Genomic DNA, 16,702 nt, shown 5'->3' with positions numbered 1-16,702 from the left:
AATACAAAGTGAAAATTAGAAATTTATCTTTTTCACACAGCACTCAGGGCGTGTTCAACTCCTTTCAAAGAATGTTGAGTAGTCTTTTAGGAAAAAGGAATTCGGTTACACCAAGTAACCAAACGTTCCTTTCTGATGTTTAAAATAGATTCATTAATGATTAGAAAGTTTCTCTTTAGCATAAGAAGTCATTTTCTCTGCAACTTCCATATCGTAAGTAAATCCCATCTTTTGGGCCAGAATTTGAGCTTCTCGATTGAATAGCCCCATGGTAGCAAATAAAGACTGAGTGATTTTATCGATACTAGATAAATCAAGCAGTGCTGAGAACTCCTTCTCTTGCCCGGCTGGTAGATACTGGAAGAGGTGCTTGTAGTTCTTTCCGATATCAACTACTCCCCTATCGCTTGTCACCAGCCAAGCTAAGACCTTGAGGAGTTCTTGCTGGCAAATGCCATAGAGGTGGTCGGTCGCATAGATAAGCTGATTTCTTCGAATGGCCTTAACAACATAAGCCGATACCCACCAAAATTCATTGCAGGATGCTGCAAATTCCTCTTCAGTAGGTGGAGCTGTCCAATAGCGCTTGGAATTAGGCTGATAGGCTTCAAACAAGCCTTTGTCGTCTTTTATAACTTCAAAATTTGCTTCGCTGTCCACCCACTCTTGGATAGACTCCTTGGGGCAGAGGGTCAAATCGATACGGTTGCCGTCTTCAAAGAGCATGAGATACAGACGACGGTGTCCAAGGACATTGTGCTGTTCAATCAGACGCATTCCAAACTGGTCTAGCCAAGATAAATCAGATAACAAGTCGTTCAGATTTTCAACTATATAGACCACATCATAATCTTGAAACTCGTCTTTGGGTGCCCGAGGATTCGTTCGTGATCCGGATAAGGCAATTGCCTCTACTTCTAGAGTATCAGCTATTTGCAAAATCAGATTCATCATTTCTGTATCAGTTCTCATGTCGATTCCTTACCATTTCTACATCCCAGCTTATTTAATTTATAAGTAGAAAGTGATTAAAATACCGTATTTTCTTCCAGGGTAAACTTAACGTTATCTTCAATCCATTGACGACGTGGTGCAGCCTTATCTCCCATAAGGACAGAGACACGGCGTTCTGCACGCGCCAAGTCATCAATGGTGACACGGATCAGGGTACGAGTTTCTGGATTCATGGTAGTTTCCCAAAGCTGATCCGCATTCATTTCTCCCAACCCTTTGTAACGTTGAAGGGTTGCTCCACGGCCAAAGGTCCGACGTAACTCTTCTAATTCGCTATCTGTCCAAGCATAGGCTACTTCTTCTTTCTTGCCTTTACCTTTCGACATCTTATAAAGAGGAGGAAGGGCAATGTAGACATGCCCTGCTTCTACCAAAGGGCGCATATAGCGATAGAAGAAAGTTAGGAGCAAGGTTTGAATGTGGGCACCATCCGTATCCGCATCGGTCATGATAATGATCTTATCGTAGTTAGCATCTTCCACTGAGAAATCTGCACCAACTCCAGCACCAATGGTGTAGATCATGGTGTTGATTTCCTCGTTTTTGAGGATATCACTCATATTGGCCTTCTCAGTATTAAGCACCTTCCCACGAAGTGGAAGAATCGCTTGGAACTTCCGGTCCCGTCCTTGTTTGGCAGAACCGCCGGCTGAGTCTCCTTCGACCAGATAGAGTTCGTTTTTCTTAGGATTTTTAGACTGGGCTGGTGTCAATTTACCAGATAAAAGTCCTTTGTCTTTTTTGCTCTTCTTACCATTTCGGCTTTCATCCCGCGCTTTTCGAGCGGCTTCACGCGCATCCCGGGCTTTAATAGCCTTACGAATGAGATTAGAAGCCAATTCTCCATTTTCCATGAGGAAGAAGGTTAATTTATCAGAAACAATGCTATCGACTACTGGACGAGCCAAGGGACTTCCTAATTTGTCTTTGGTTTGTCCTTCAAACTGCAAATGAGCTTCTGGAACCAAGATCGAAAGAACAGCTGACAAACCTTCACGATAGTCTGATCCCTCTAGGTTCTTGTCTTTTTCTTTGAGGAGTCCTGTCTTTCTTGCATAGTCGTTCATAGCCTTGGTAATGGCTGTCTTCAGACCCGTCTCGTGGGTTCCCCCATCTTTTGTGCGGACATTATTAACGAAGGACAAGATATTATCTGAGTAGCCATCATTGTATTGCATAGCCACTTCTACCTGAAAACCATCTGATTCGCCACTAAAGTAGAGAACCGGTGTCAAAGTTTCCTTGTCTTCGTTCAAGTACTCTACGAAATCTTGAACACCATTTTCATAGTGAAAGGCCACATGGTTGTCTTCTTCCTTACGGAGATCAGTCAGCGTCAGCGTCACGTCCTTAAGCAAGAAGGCTGATTCTTTGATTCGCTCAGCAATGGTATTGAATTTGAAATCCGTCGTTGAAAAGATGGTTGGATCTGGCATGAAAGTAACCTTAGTCCCTGTCTTAGACTTAGGAGCAGAGCCGATCTTTTCAAGAGTCGTAACTGGTTTTCCCCCATCTTCAAAACGTTGCTTGTAGACAGCTCCATCACGGGTAATTTCTACCTCTAGCCAGCTAGAAAGGGCATTGACAACAGAAGATCCCACTCCGTGAAGACCTCCAGATGTCTTATAGCCTCCTTGACCAAACTTCCCTCCGGCGTGGAGAACCGTAAAGATCACCTCAACGGTTGGTTTACCCATAGCATGCATCCCGGTCGGCATTCCACGTCCCTGGTCTTCTACCGATAGCGAACCATCTTTATTAATCGTTACATCGATTTGTGAGCCAAAGCCAGACAAGGCTTCATCGACCGCATTATCCACGATCTCCCAGACCATGTGATGCAAGCCATTTCCGTCGGTCGATCCGATATACATCCCTGGACGTTTACGGACTGCATCCAACCCTTCTAGTACCTGAATGGCATCGTCATTATAATTATTAATATTGATTTCCTTTTTTGCCACAAGGAACCTCCTGTTTGTTCATCTTTTCTATATTACAGTTTTTTAGGAAATTTTGCAAAATTTTTTCTCTTTATATGGAGATTTCCATATCCTAGTAAAAAATGTTAGCTGGGCACTTTCTTCAGATGTCACACTTGAACTCCAAAAATTGCTTTTTCTATTGATGCCTTTTTGATATAATGAAAGTATGATAAAAGAAATAAGTGTTTTAATTTTAGCCTATCTGTTAGGCTCCATTCCTTCGGGATTATGGATTGGGAAAATCTTTTTCCATATTAATTTACGGGAACATGGCTCGGGCAATACTGGAACGACCAATACCTTTCGGATTCTAGGGAAGAAAGCTGGAATCATTGTCTTTGCGATTGATTTCTTGAAAGGAACTTTGGCCGTTCTCCTTCCGACTTTCTTTGGAATTCAGGGGATCTCGCCGATGGTCTTTGGTCTCTTAGCCGTTTTGGGGCACACTTTCCCAATTTTTGCTGGATTCAAGGGTGGAAAAGCAGTGGCGACGAGTGCTGGTGTCTTACTTGGTTTCTCGCCTATCCTGCTACTCATTTTAGCTGTTTATTTTGTAGCCAGCCTGTACTTAACCAGTATGATTTCGTTTTCGAGTGTTACCGTTGCGCTACTCGCCATTCTTTCGGTCCTCCTTCTTCCTTTGACTGGATGGATCTTGCACAGCTATGATCCGCTTTTTACAGTCATTGTCTTGGCCTTAGCTACCTTGATCATTCTACGACACAAGGACAATATCCAACGGATCAAAGAGAAAAAAGAAAATCTCATCCCTTGGGGAAAGAACATCACCCATCAACAACCAAAAAACTAGAGCAGGCGCTCTAGTTTTTTTGGTTGGATCTCCCTTATACTTTTGAACAGATCCTCATTATAATGCATCGACTAGGTCCATCAGTATTTCCATAGGAGTTTTTTTCCTACGACCATTAACAGTTTCGATCATGTGATAAACTTTTAAATGATTGTCATTGCTAAAGACAAACTCAAAGCGGAATTCGCGTCCGTTGGGTGCCACTGTATCAAATTTCGTTTTATATTTATCATGAACGGGGCTAACTGGAAACTTATTGAAGAGCAAGCGTCGTTTCTCCCCTGCTTCTTTCAAACAATTTTCTAGTTCTTGACAATAGTTATAAAACAGCTGATAGAGGTCTTCTTCTGAAATTCTTCTTCTCCGAACTAATGATGTAAAATCCGAAAAATTTCTGCGCGGGATGTCAATACTAAATGAAAATCCCTCCTGATTGATTCTTTCTAAAAATGCATCTCTTGAAATCATAGAACTACTCTTTCTTTTATCAATCTTTAGCGAACCCTTATTGTTTCTATACATCGTCAATCCATTATGTAATCAAGCAGGTCCATCAGGGTGAGTTTCTTGCGACCATTTACGGTCTCAAAGAGATTATAAACTCTTAGTTCTTGGTTCTTTTTAAAAGCAAACTCAAAGCGAAATTCGCGACCATTGCATGCGACTATATAAAATCCGGTCTGATACTTTCTCTTATCGGCTACTGCCTGCATTTGCCGGTCTTCTACCTCTCTACAAAGTAAAAGAAAGATCTGATAGAGTTGCTCCTCAGAGAGCCTTTTTCTTCGAACCAATGACTTGAAGTTATTGTACGTCCACCATGGGATTTGGATGTTGAAGGAAAAACATTCCTGATTGGCTTTATCGATAAATGCTTTTCTGGAGACCATACTAACTCCTCTTCTATTGGAACATCGTTTGACTTTATTATACCATCTTTTATCCTTTCACAAAAAAAGCATCCCAAATGGAATGCTTTTTTCTGTTTCTTAATAGTATTCCCCTTGGCGGTAGTTCCAAGAGTTGAAATGATCAGATAAGTGCATCATGATCTTATCGATATCCAATCCTTTACGGATCACAACTGGACAAGTATTGACAGAACGGCTACCTGCTCCTTGTTCTGGAATCAGTTTTCCTTCGGCATCAACCATAGAGACCATCACACCTTGTTCATAGCGAGTTTCAATGGTCTTGTCTGGTTGGATAGAAGCTACATAAGCATCTGCTTCGATGACCAAGTCCACGGCACCTTCGATGCGCTCACCAATTCCTTCGACCTTCCCGCGGTTTCCTTTACCGGAAGGGTTGGCTGAAGAAGCGTAAACCATCTTGCCTTCTTTTTCCCACATTTCTTTGGCAATTTGCTCACCAGCTTTACCAAATTTGATGACAAAACAGCTGGTTCCACGAACGTCTGTCATGAGTTCTTCACGTCCATCTCCGAAAGCCTGCAATTTTGCATAGGCATCTTCACGCCAAGGAAGGATACAACCAAGCAAGATATCTTCATCCCAATGTTTTTGGTAGAAGGCTTCGATTTCAGGATTCAATTGCGCAAGGGCACGAAGTTCATCCATGCTTCCGCAGAGAACCACACCTGGTTTGTTGCGGTTGCGTTCTTTGGCTTCGAATTTACGTTCCAAGCCAGCCTTGTCACTGGTCATGATGATATAGCCAACTTTGGTAGGGCAGACGATACAGCCACCCTCTCCATTTAGAATATCAAATCCTTCTTGTGAAAGTTGTCCGTCCCATTGAATGTGTTTTGTCATAAGTCTCTTTCCTTTTCTATTCTTTTTAGTATTGTATCAAAAAACAGTCTCAAATTCAATATATTTTCAGAAAATTCGTAATTCAGTATACAATTTTATCATTGCCAGTAAGCTGGCCTGTTCTTCTCATAAGCTGCGATCAAGTCTTCATACTGAAGTGTAATCCCGATATCATCCAACCCGTTGAGCAATTTGTGCTTCCAATCTTGATCGATCTCAAAGCGAAACTCTCCAACAGGCGAGAGGATCTTCTGCTCTTCCAAATCTACCGTCACTGGATCTGCCGGCTTCAAACTTGCCAATTTTTGACGAACCTCTAGCGGTTGGACAATCGGCAGCATGCCATTATTGAGCTCATTATTGTAATGGATATCTCCGAAGGATCCGGCGATAACGACTTTAAAGCCATAATCAGCTAAAGCCCAGGCTGCGTGTTCCCGAGAGGAACCAGCCCCAAAATTGTCACCAGTGATCAAAATGGTTGCCTTGCGGTATTCTGGCTTGTTAAAGATAAAATCTGGATCCTCAGTATATTGGTCATCCAAATAGCGCCAAGCATACATGAGGTATTTCCCAAAACCTTTTTTATCAATTAACTTTAAGAATTGCTTGGGGAGGATTTGGTCAGTATCAATATTATCGTTCATCAAAGGAACTGTAGTTCCCGTATAACTGGTAAATTTCTCCATGCTTCCTCCTTTTACTCGACTTCTGGCATTTGGCGCACATCGACAAAGCGACCAGCGATTGCTGCTGCAGCGGCCATTGCTGGGCTACAGAGATGGGTTTTAGCCCCAAATCCTTGGCGGTCTTCAAAGTTCCGGTTGCTAGTAGAGGCACAGTGGACGCCATCTGGAACCTTGTCCGGATTCATTCCTAGACACATGGAGCATCCTGGATCACGCCATTCAAAGCCTGCATCCATAAAGATTTTATCCAAACCCAACTTTTCGGCGGCTTGCTTAACCGGACGAGAGCCAGGGACCACAATAGCAGTTAAGTTTGGTGCAATTTTTTTGCCTTTCACAAACTTGGCTGCCACCTCCAAATCACTGAGACGCGCATTGGTACAAGAACCGATAAAGATATAGCCCAATTCAATGTCTGCTGGTTTTTGGCCAGGTTCTAGATCCATATAATGATAAGCCCGTTCATCATTCATGTCTCGAATCTCTGGAAAAGGAGTCTCGAAGTCCACTCCCATAGAAGGATTGGTCCCCCAAGTCACCATCGGAGCAAGATCGGATACATCCATACGGATGACCTTATCATAAACGGCATCGTCATCACTAACCAGAGTCTTCCAATCAGCTACTGCGGCCTCAAAATCATCTGGCACACATTCGCGTCCCCGGAGGTAGTCAAAGGTCGTCTCATCTGGATTCATGATCCCCATTTTGGACCCGAACTCGATCGACATATTGCAGATGGTCATGCGTTCTTCCATGGTCAAGCGATCAATTGCTTCTCCCCGATACTCTACGACATAGCCAACTCCACAAGCAACACCGTAGCGCGCTATCAAAGCTAGGATGTAATCCTTTGAATAGATCCCTTTTTGTGGGGTTCCGGTGAATTCAACCAACATTTTCTTGGGTTTGACTTGCCAGATGGTTTGGGTAGCAAAGACATGCTCCACTTCACTGGTTCCAATCCCAAAGGCAATGGCACCAAAGGCTCCGTGGGTTGCGGTATGGCTGTCTCCACAGACAATAAATTTCCCAGGCTGGGTCCGACCGGTTTCAGGGCCCACCATATGAACGATTCCTTGCTTAGCAGAACCATGGGCAGCATGATCAATCCCAAAGTCCACCACATTCTCAGCTAATTTATCAATCTGGGCTTTTGAAATCACATCTCGAATATCAAAAATATTGACCGTTGGAACATTGTGATCAAAGGTTCCAAAGGTTAAATCGGGTCGTCGAACCTTGCGTCCTGCGTCCCGTAATCCTTGAAAGGCTTGCGGACTCGTCACTTCGTGGATGTAGTGTTGGTCCACATACATGAGTTGGGGTTGCCCTTCCACTCCTGTAATAACATGGCGGTCCCAAAGTTTATCAAAGATTGATTTTCCACTCATCGTCTTTCTCCTTTTATCTTCTTGTTAGGAAATCCATTGAAGGATTAGAAAGAGGGCACCTGCTAAAAGTAGGCTACTGCCCCACCAGCTAGCTTGAAAATACCATTTCCGCACCTTGTGGTGAAAGAGATATCCGCCTAGTAGAGCTCCGAATCCACCAAGTAGCCAGCTCTCGAGTAACAGGACCTTTTCAGGAATCCGCCACCTCTTTTGGATAGCTTTTCGTTTATCTAAACCATAGGTCAGAAATACGATACTATTCCAAATAGCAATAAGAACTAAACAGCGATCTCTCCAAGTCATCTTAGAGATTCCCAATAATGGCTGCAGTCATCTCAGCAGTAGAAGCCTGACCACCTAGATCTCGCGTTAAGATTCCTTGATTCAAGGTTTGATTGACAGCTTCTTCGATCATTTCTGCACCTGCTGTTTCTCCAAAACTGTCTCGGAGCATCATGGCAACGGACAGGATCATGGAGATCGGATTGGCAATGCCTTGACCAGCAATATCAGGTGCTGAACCATGAATCGGTTCGTACATACTTGGCCCTTGGTCAGAATGACTAGCAGATGGCATCACGCCTAGTGTTCCTGGAAGGACGCTCGATTCGTCAGATAAGATATCTCCAAATAAATTCTCTGTTACGACGACATCAAAGCGAGCTGGATTGGTGATCATGATCATGGCTGCACTATCGACAAGCTGGTGCTCTAAGGTCACATCTGGAAATTCTTTGGCAACTTCTTCTGCTACTTGGCGCCATAATTTAGATGTTGCAAGGACATTTTGCTTATCGATACTGGTCACTTTCTTGCCACGTCCTTGCGCAATTTTGAAGGCTTGGCGCATAATCCGACGGATTTCTTCTGCGCTGTAATCATTGATATCGCGCGCTGTATCTTCTTTCAAGATATGCTCTCCAAAGTAAATCCCACCTGTCAATTCACGCACGACTACAAAGTCGACACCCTCGATACGCTCTGGTTTCAAAGGAGACAGATGTTTTAAGGCGTCAAAAATCCGTACAGGACGAATATTGGCAAAGAGATTTAATTCCTTGCGAATAGCGAGCAGGCCTTGTTCTGGACGAACAGGAGCATGGTCATACTCAGGACTCCCGATGGCTGCGAGAAGAATAGCATCCGCTCCTTTAGCTGCTTCGAGAGTATCTTGGGGAAGTGGGTGGCCAGCGGCATCAATCCCAGCACCCCCAAAAGGTTTGTCTTCTAGACTATAATCAAAGCCAATTTTGGGAGCAACGGCTGCGAGAACCTCTAGTCCAGCTGCCATGATCTCAGGGCCAATCCCATCTCCTGCAAGTGTTACAATTTTCTTTGTCATGTTCATTTCCTCTTAGGCTTGTGGAAGATCCCGGTAAGAGACAGTTCGTCCCATTTCACCCGCATTCTCTTTTTGAACCAGCGTATTGGCATTGATATAAGCAATGGCAGAGGCTTTTAATACGTCAAAGTCCAAACCAGAGGCATTGAAGATCGTATCTGTATCGACATTTTCCACCGATACCAAGACACGGGCTTGAGCGTCGATCCCATCTGTCACTGCATCGATATTGTAAGAGGTCAAGCGAACGGTTTGGTTGAAGAATTTATCAATCGCATTAAAGATGGCTTCAACCGACCCTTGACCATTGGCAAGGAACTCAAGCACTTCCCCTTCTTCATTGCTGAGGCTAACTGCTGCTGTAATCGTTTCGTCTGCATTGGTGGTTAAGCGTAGATCATTAAATTGGAATCCTTCTGGATTTTCCACTGCTGTACCGGCAACAAGGGCGCGGATATCGGCATCTGTGATCTCGTGTTTCTTGTCTGCCAGAGATTTGAACTTAGCAAACAATGGCTTGATATCTTCTTCTGTGAAATCCAGTCCCAACTCATGCAGTTTTTCGACAAAGGCATGGCGACCAGACAATTTTCCAAGAGGGAGACTATTGCTCTTAACACCCACCAACTCAGGCGTGATGATTTCATAGGTAAGAGGATTTTTAAGAACTCCATCTTGGTGGATCCCAGACTCGTGTGAGAAGGCATTGCCACCAACAACCGCCTTGTTTTTAGGAATTGGAATACCAGAGTAACGAGAGACCAACTCAGAAGTGTTGATGGTTTCATTAAGGACAATCGGACTTTCAACTTGGTAATAATCTTCACGGATATTGAGAGCAACCGCTACCTCTTCAAGCGCCGCATTGCCGGCCCGTTCACCGATTCCATTAATGGTTCCTTCGACACGACGGGCACCATTTTTAACAGCAGCGAGACTATTGGCCACTGCCATTCCTAGGTCATCATGGCAATGAGGGGAATAGATAATCTCGCGATCTGTCTTGACATGGTCAATCAAGTATTTGAAAATGGCACCGTACTCCGCTGGTATCGTGAAACCGACTGTATCAGGAATGTTGATGTAGCTAGCACCAGCATCAACTGCAGTCTGTACGACTTGCAAGAGGAAATCCAATTCTGTCCGAGTTGCATCTTCGGGAGAGAATTCAACAATTTCAAATTTTGAGCGAGCGTAAGAAACGTGTTCTTTGATCATTTCAAGGATTTCTTCCTTTGTCTTGTTGAGTTTAAACTCCCGGTGAATGGGACTGGTTGCGATAAAGACGTGAATTTGTGGATACTTAGCATCCTTCAAGGCTTCATAACAAGCATCAATATCTGATTTGACAGAACGAGCTAGGCCAGTTACGGCTGTCTTGGTCAAGACCTTTGCAATTTCCTGTACAGCTGTGAAGGAATCCGGACTAGCCGCTGGAAAACCTGCTTCAATAGCAGAAATACCCCATTTTTCCAATTGTTTGGCAATAGCAATCTTTTCTTTGATAGAGAAATTAACTCCCGGAGTCTGTTCACCATCCCGAAGGCTGGTATCTAAAAATTCAACTTTACGCATAGGGTCTCCTCATTTCTATGTAGTGGATATAAAGAAAAACATCTCACTCGGTTAACCAAGCGAGATGTTTTTGCCCGCTTGGTAAGCCAAACAGGACTAATGCTTCTGCACTAGCCCTTATACCTCAACAACAAAGCAAATTGAATAAACTTAGCTGTTTTCATGTTTGACTTTCTCCTTTGTTCAATGTCTTGTTTAGTATTTTAGCATAGGGAAAAAGCAATGTCAAGAATTTTCTGTAATATTCTGAATTTTTTGAATAGAAACAAAATAAAGCGTTCAGTTCTAGTTAGATTGAAGATAAAGTCATCTTAGAAACTTTCCTTAGGTGAAGACGGACGTCAGCGAACTTCAAAGAAGTTCCATGACTTAGTTTTGGACCTAAGGTTCCAAAACTCCCGAGTGCTAGAAACAAAAGTGTTTCTAGCACTTTTCTCACGGCGGAAAGTTTCAATATTTATTGAATAAGCCTAATAGTAAGTATCGTTTTTATTTTCAGCATCATTCTAGTTGTTTTATGTAAAATACAATTTTCCATCAATCTGAATAGACCCTGTTACTCTACTTCTTCTGATACAAATCAAAAACGATCTTGTCATTATAGAGATCAATGGTATTGGCCTTGACATAGATTCCAAAGTCATTATCAATTTCAGGTAATACAATGGTGATGGTAGACTCTTTTGGCGAAATCTGGATAAAATCTGGGATATTTTTATTTTTGTTCAAAAGCCGCAAAACCATTTTTTGAGGAATTTGAAAGGTTCCAACTGAAAAATCCTTCACCGTCAAGAGGATGTTCCCATTTTCCAATTTGGATGGTTGGAAGTAAATATATAAGGGATACTCCTTCCCTAAGAGACTCAACTGCCCTTCTAATAGGATTTGCTGATTGTCTGCATAGACCTTGTAGTCGGACAGCTTATATTTTTTCAGAAGCGATTTGATGGTGTCATTGAGTTGATCTCGAGTCGTTGTCATGGTTCCAACTTTGACATCTTTGGTGCCAACTGATTGATGAAGCTGGCTAACATCTTCTCTTGGCGTCGCTAAGCGTCCTTGCACGACTATAGCAAAGGCTAAGAGAAGGCTCACCAATCCTAAAAACAACCATTTCCAAATATTAATTTTTTGAAGGAAGGGGACCTTCTCGTTGATGGGATTATTTTTGACTCCAAGTTTTCTTCGTGGCATTGATTTTCTCCAATATTGCTTGTTTCATCTTTTCATAGCCCGTATTGTTAGGGTGAAAGCTATCCTCTTCATACAGGGCATCATTGATAACGGTAGTCTTCCCGTCACTGACTTCTGATACGCCCATTTTGCCATCAATTCCTTTATAAAGCAGATCATTGATCGGGACGAAATAGACCAGATCAAATTGCGCGATGGTTTCTTCCGTCCTCTCATTCCAACGATCGACAGCCGTCTGGATATTAGTTAATTCAGGAAAATTCAGGTAAAGAGGATTGTAGATCCCCACTACATAAATGGGAAGATGGGGATTGTCCTTTCTGGCCTTTGTAATAATTTCTTTGAGGTTCGCTGTATAATTCTTGAGCGGCTTTTGGATATCCGATAGGGAAAAGTCACTCAGATGATCGACAACGACTTTGCGCAGGTCATTTCCCCCAACCGTTAAGGTCATGACACGCGCCTTTTTGAGATCCTTCTGAAGATCTGTTTGCTTCTTGAGTCGATCTAAGATCTGAGCACTTGTATTCCCAGCTACTCCATAGTTGACAGGCTGGTACTGACCGTCATTTTCATTGGATAGGCTTTGGGCAAGAATGGGCACGAAGCCCCCTTGCTTGGTGCTATCCCCTACTCCTTCAGTCAGTGAATCCCCTAGAGCTACATAAGTATAGGTGATTTCTTTCGCAGCCGTTTTGGGCTTGGTCATACGAGGGGATGCAGTTGGTAGCAGAGCACGAAATAGAAAGACAAAGACAAGAAGGCTGGTTAAAAAGAAAACCAAGCCTTGCATCATTTTTTTAAGATTCATATGAATACGATCGCTTATCCTTGAAAAATCACTTGTCCATCACAGATTGTATAAGCAACTTTCCCTTTTAATGTTTCACCCACAAATGGTGAATTGCCAGCTTTTGAAGCGAAATGATCCGATACCAGACGATCTGCTTCTGGATCAAAGATGGTTAAATCAGCCGGTCCATCCACTGCGATATAGCCAGCATCAAAATCATAGAGACGTGCTGGATTATAGGACATCTTTTCAAGCAATTGCATCAGGCTTAAATGGCCAGCATGCACCAAGTAGGTCAAACCAAGAGAGAGCGAAGTTTCAAGCCCAGTCATGCCAGATGGTGCTTTGGTAATATCAGGAACATTCTTCTCATTTGCATGGTGAGGCGCGTGGTCAGTCGCAATCACAGAGATGACGCCTGACTTCAAGCCTTCAATCACTGCTAGACGGTCAGATTCCAAGCGAAGAGGTGGATTCATCTTAGCATTGCTTCCCTTAGTCAAGAGCAGACTTTCTGTTTTCGAAAAGTGTTGAGGTGCCACTTCTGCCGTCACATGAGCACCTAATCCTTGGGCAAATTCCACCACCTTGACACTTTCTTCCTTGGAAAGGTGTTGGATATGGAGGTGAGCACCTGTCGCATGGGCAATCATGGCATCACGCGCAGCCATTGAATATTCAGCTACACCCGTCGCCCCACAGACATGGAAGTGTTCCTTGGCAATGTTTTCATTCAAACCAAGAATGCCATTCAACTCAGGGTCTTCTTCATGCAGACTAATAAAGGTTCCTAGACGCTTAGCTTCTTCCAAAGCTTGGCGGACAACCTTAGTGCTTTGAAGGGGAATCCCATCATCTGAAAATCCTACTGCACCAGCCTTAAGCAGGCCTTCAAAATCTGTCAGGTGTTGACCGTCAAAGTTCTTAGTCACCGTCGCAACCGTATGAATGTGAAGATTTTCCTTGGCTGCAGAAGCTAAGACTTCCTCTAAGGTCGCAATATCTGAAATGGTCGGATTGGTATTGGCCATCATGACCACTCGAGTAAAACCACCAGCAGCTGCGGCTAAGGCACCCGTATGGATGTCTTCTTTATGAGTTTGACCGGGTTCGCGGAAATGCACGTGAACATCGATCAAACCAGGTGCCACAACCAGACCAGTAGCATCAAGGACTTCTTGTCCATCCGTTGGGAGGTTCTCAGCGATCTCTACAATTTTCTTTCCTTCAATGCGAAGATCACAGACTTGATCCAAGCCAGTCTTGGGATCCATTACGCGACCATTTTTAATGACAACCATTGCATTCTCCTTTATTCATAAAAATCAACATGCGACTCTAACAAGCGGTCGCCGTCATAGCGAAACATTGCTGAAAAGAAGGGTTTATCCTCCAAGAGCCACTCGACAAAGGTGTGGTCCCCTTCCCAGGTTGGTTTTGAGAGGACTTGATCATAAGGCACCCACTCCAAGGTCCCTTCGTTACACTCGATTAGTTCTCCTTCAAAATCTGTTACCTTGAAGACATAGGTGTACCAGTCCAAATCTGGAGTAAACTCCGGAAAGGTAATGATCCCTTTCAAGACTGGCTTGGCTCTAAGGCCCGTCTCCTCAAAAATCTCACGCGCCGCACACTCCTGTGGGGTTTCCCCGCGTTCTAATTTCCCACCAACTCCGATCCATTTGCCTTCATGGACATCATTGGGCTTTTTATTGCGATGCAGCATGAGAAATTCTTTCCCATTGTCAATGTAACAAATCGTTGCTAATTGTGGCATTTTTTCTCCTATCTTAACCAATCAATCGGCTCACGTCCCGCCTCTTTCAAAAATTGATTGGTTTTTGAAAAGGGTTGGGAACCAAAGAATCCTCGGTAGGCCGATAAGGGACTTGGGTGAGCTGATTCAAGGACCAAATGTCGATCGTTGGTAATCAGCGGCTTTTTCTTACGGGCATAAGATCCCCAGAGGATAAAGACAACTGGCTCCTCCAAATCATTGACCACCTTGATCACAGCATCTGTGAAAGGCTCCCAAATTTGACCAGCATGACCATTTGCCTGACCAGCAGGCACTGTCAAACAGGCATTGAGCAAGAGCACTCCTTGCTCCGCCCAAGAGGTCAGATCATGGGAACGCTTCTCTCCGATATCTGAGCGCAATTCTTTGAGAATATTTTGCAAAGACGGCGGCGCTGGTACATGATCCGGAACAGAAAAACTTAAGCCCTGCGCTTGATCCGGTCCATGGTAGGGATCTTGGCCTAAAATCAAAACCTTGACCTGATCCATCTCTGTCGTCTGCAAGGCCTTAAAGACCTTGTCACGCGGTGGATAAACCACTCCTTTGCTGTAGACTTCATTCATAAAGTCATTGATCTGGTGAAAATACCCTTCTGGAAGATGGGATTTGATGGCTTCATGCCAGGGTGAATGCTGCATGGAAACTCTCCGCTATCCAATAAATTCTTACCTTCCATTATACCACATTTGGCGCAGATCCACTGGATAAAAAAGAGGCTGGGACAAAAGTCCTAGCCTCTTTTTCTGTCTGTCAAACAAGCCAGAGCTTTTAGGTATTTTCTTTCTTGGTAAATCCTGCTAGACCGATCGAAGCGACTAGTAAAATTTGCGGTAAGAATTGGATGAGGTAGCGGGTTTTCCCACCTTCAAAGATGGTTAAGAAGAGCAAACCACCAAAGACCGCTAAGGAAAGGAAGTTAAATTCATCTGTATCTCGACGTTTGAGATAAGCTCCAACCAAACCAGCCGATAGGATGATCCAGATCACCTGCTTCACAAATTCATAATACTTGTACTGCGGGCGATCAATGCTAAGGAAATAGGTCCGCACCCATTTTGCCAGACCATTGTTTTTAGTCAGTGGCGCATAGAGAGGATTAATATAAGGTGTCTTCTCATACTCTAAATCTCGGTAAAGCCAACCTAGGGTCCCTTCTGCGACCGTCAAAGATTGCTTGTAGTAGATATGCCCGATCAAACCGAACGGTCCGTACTCCTTAAGACGGCGCTTGATTTCTTTGATCACATTTTCTTTTTTAAAGAGGCCATTGTTGTAATCCGAGCGCTTATCCTCATCAATATAGGCTAGCAAGCCTTCTTTCATATCTTCTTGGTTGTGCCCCATATCTGTCAAGCCCAGATTGATAAACAAGAGCGGTCCTTTAGCCAACCCTTCTTGTTTCAAGATCGGCACAACTGTTTGATGATTGACCGCCGTATTCAATCCTGCAAAGACAAATCCCGTCATAATCACGGTCACCGTAGCAATCTTGCCAAAGGCCTTCCAATTTCCTCTGAAGAAGAGTACAGCCCAAAAGGCAATCATGACAATAATAGTCGTTGGACGGATCAACATGGATAGGCCAGATAAGATGCCCAAGCCAACTATCTTCTTCCAAGAGATGCTTGCTTGGTCTTCCTTCAAGAGATCCAAGGCCCACCATAACTGAAGAGCGATCAAAGGAAGCGGCGGAATGTCCGTGTACATGGAATAGAAATACGGCGAGTAACAGATCAAGCTCACATAGAAGAGATAGACCAGATCAGCCGTTTTTTGATTGAAATGCTTCTGGGACAGCTTGTACAAGAGGACTGCACCCAGATTGACATAGAGGATATTGAGAGCCTGCATGACCCACAGACCGCTAGAGCCAAATAAGACATAGAAAAACTTCTCGTAAAGAAAGAGCGGAATGTTATTGGGATTGCGACTGAGGTAGTTGGTGATAGAGGATTGCTTAAGAAGATCAAAAGCCCCTTTGAAAACAACCGCAGCATCCCGACGGATAAAGAGCTCCGCACAAACCATAACAATCAACTGAAAGACAACCGCTCCAAGTAAGAAGCCTTTTTTATGCCGAGTCAACCAAGCAAAGGCACTCTTTAGCCCATCGCGTTTCAGCCAGGCTAGCAGAAATAGCAATCCAGCACCTGAAATGGCTAGCCACGAAATCTCTCTCAGATAGGTCACACTGATCAAGAACCAGTGGACCATCACTAGCAACATGACAACATGAAGCATCCCAAATAGAATACGTTTACTTTTCGATAACATAGGTCCATTATATCAAAAAAACAGCATTTCTGCTGTTTTGGACTGACTATCAACT

The 16,702-nt window shown here is 43.7% G+C and carries 17 protein-coding genes; 1 reads left to right on the top strand and 16 read right to left on the bottom strand.

Annotated features, from left to right (window positions below):
• Positions 1-153 precede the first annotated feature (153 nt).
• Both I2E70_RS01835 and parE read right to left on the bottom strand, forming a co-directional pair.
• On the bottom strand, positions 154-972 hold the full coding sequence (locus I2E70_RS01835) for an aminoglycoside 6-adenylyltransferase (protein WP_195423157.1): 819 nt from the start codon (positions 970-972) through the stop codon (positions 154-156).
• Positions 973-1,028: 56 nt separating this feature from the next.
• Positions 1,029-2,978, bottom strand: coding sequence for a DNA topoisomerase IV subunit B (parE, locus tag I2E70_RS01830; protein ID WP_003007156.1), 1,950 nt, complete (start codon positions 2,976-2,978; stop codon positions 1,029-1,031).
• 187 nt (positions 2,979-3,165) lie between these two features.
• Here parE and plsY point away from each other — a divergent pair, with 187 nt between their 5' ends.
• Positions 3,166-3,810, top strand: coding sequence for a glycerol-3-phosphate 1-O-acyltransferase PlsY (gene plsY, locus I2E70_RS01825; protein WP_049473029.1), 645 nt, complete (start codon positions 3,166-3,168; stop codon positions 3,808-3,810).
• Between the two features lie 57 nt (positions 3,811-3,867).
• Here plsY and I2E70_RS01820 read toward each other — a convergent pair whose 3' ends face one another.
• From I2E70_RS01820 to I2E70_RS01755, 14 genes are all read right to left on the bottom strand, one after another.
• Complete coding sequence (locus I2E70_RS01820) at positions 3,868-4,278, bottom strand: hypothetical protein (RefSeq protein WP_195423156.1); 411 nt, start codon at positions 4,276-4,278, stop codon at positions 3,868-3,870.
• 56 nt (positions 4,279-4,334) lie between these two features.
• Entirely contained in the window at positions 4,335-4,700 is a 366-nt protein-coding gene (locus tag I2E70_RS01815) for a hypothetical protein (protein ID WP_195423153.1), read from the bottom strand.
• Between the two features lie 99 nt (positions 4,701-4,799).
• Entirely contained in the window at positions 4,800-5,585 is a 786-nt protein-coding gene (locus I2E70_RS01810; protein ID WP_195423151.1) for an L-threonylcarbamoyladenylate synthase, read from the bottom strand.
• A gap of 98 nt (positions 5,586-5,683) precedes the next feature.
• Positions 5,684-6,274 (bottom strand): 3-isopropylmalate dehydratase small subunit, encoded by a 591-nt coding sequence (leuD, locus tag I2E70_RS01805; RefSeq protein WP_070665884.1) that lies wholly within the window; start codon positions 6,272-6,274, stop codon positions 5,684-5,686.
• Between the two features lie 11 nt (positions 6,275-6,285).
• Positions 6,286-7,668, bottom strand: a complete 1,383-nt coding sequence (gene leuC / locus I2E70_RS01800; protein ID WP_155199560.1) for a 3-isopropylmalate dehydratase large subunit — start codon at positions 7,666-7,668, stop codon at positions 6,286-6,288.
• 24 nt (positions 7,669-7,692) lie between these two features.
• Complete coding sequence (locus I2E70_RS01795) at positions 7,693-7,971, bottom strand: DUF1294 domain-containing protein (RefSeq protein ID WP_049474889.1); 279 nt, start codon at positions 7,969-7,971, stop codon at positions 7,693-7,695.
• Between the two features lies 1 nt (position 7,972).
• The gene (leuB, locus tag I2E70_RS01790) at positions 7,973-9,010 is read right to left on the bottom strand and encodes a 3-isopropylmalate dehydrogenase (RefSeq protein ID WP_049474888.1); all 1,038 of its coding nucleotides are present in this window, start codon (positions 9,008-9,010) and stop codon (positions 7,973-7,975) included.
• 12 nt (positions 9,011-9,022) lie between these two features.
• Positions 9,023-10,585 (bottom strand): 2-isopropylmalate synthase, encoded by a 1,563-nt coding sequence (locus tag I2E70_RS01785; protein ID WP_195423149.1) that lies wholly within the window; start codon positions 10,583-10,585, stop codon positions 9,023-9,025.
• Positions 10,586-11,146: 561 nt separating this feature from the next.
• Positions 11,147-11,779, bottom strand: a complete 633-nt coding sequence (locus I2E70_RS01780; RefSeq protein WP_195423147.1) for a YpmS family protein — start codon at positions 11,777-11,779, stop codon at positions 11,147-11,149.
• A complete protein-coding gene (locus I2E70_RS01775) occupies positions 11,748-12,590 on the bottom strand; it encodes an SGNH/GDSL hydrolase family protein (RefSeq protein ID WP_049486214.1) in 843 nt (280 codons plus the stop codon). Before I2E70_RS01775 ends, I2E70_RS01780 begins: the two co-directional genes overlap by 32 nt.
• Before the next feature lie 14 nt (positions 12,591-12,604).
• On the bottom strand, positions 12,605-13,873 hold the full coding sequence (locus tag I2E70_RS01770) for a dihydroorotase (RefSeq protein ID WP_049483126.1): 1,269 nt from the start codon (positions 13,871-13,873) through the stop codon (positions 12,605-12,607).
• A gap of 11 nt (positions 13,874-13,884) precedes the next feature.
• On the bottom strand, positions 13,885-14,349 hold the full coding sequence (locus I2E70_RS01765) for an NUDIX hydrolase (protein WP_003003493.1): 465 nt from the start codon (positions 14,347-14,349) through the stop codon (positions 13,885-13,887).
• Positions 14,350-14,357: 8 nt separating this feature from the next.
• Complete coding sequence (locus I2E70_RS01760) at positions 14,358-15,011, bottom strand: uracil-DNA glycosylase (RefSeq protein ID WP_049483129.1); 654 nt, start codon at positions 15,009-15,011, stop codon at positions 14,358-14,360.
• Between the two features lie 130 nt (positions 15,012-15,141).
• Entirely contained in the window at positions 15,142-16,647 is a 1,506-nt protein-coding gene (locus tag I2E70_RS01755) for a glycosyltransferase family 39 protein (protein ID WP_195423145.1), read from the bottom strand.
• Between the last annotated feature and the right edge of the window lie 55 nt (positions 16,648-16,702).

The organism is Streptococcus parasanguinis, assembly GCF_015556095.1.
Classification (GTDB): domain Bacteria; phylum Bacillota; class Bacilli; order Lactobacillales; family Streptococcaceae; genus Streptococcus; species Streptococcus parasanguinis_Q.
This window is presented reverse-complemented; position numbering and strand designations above follow the sequence as displayed.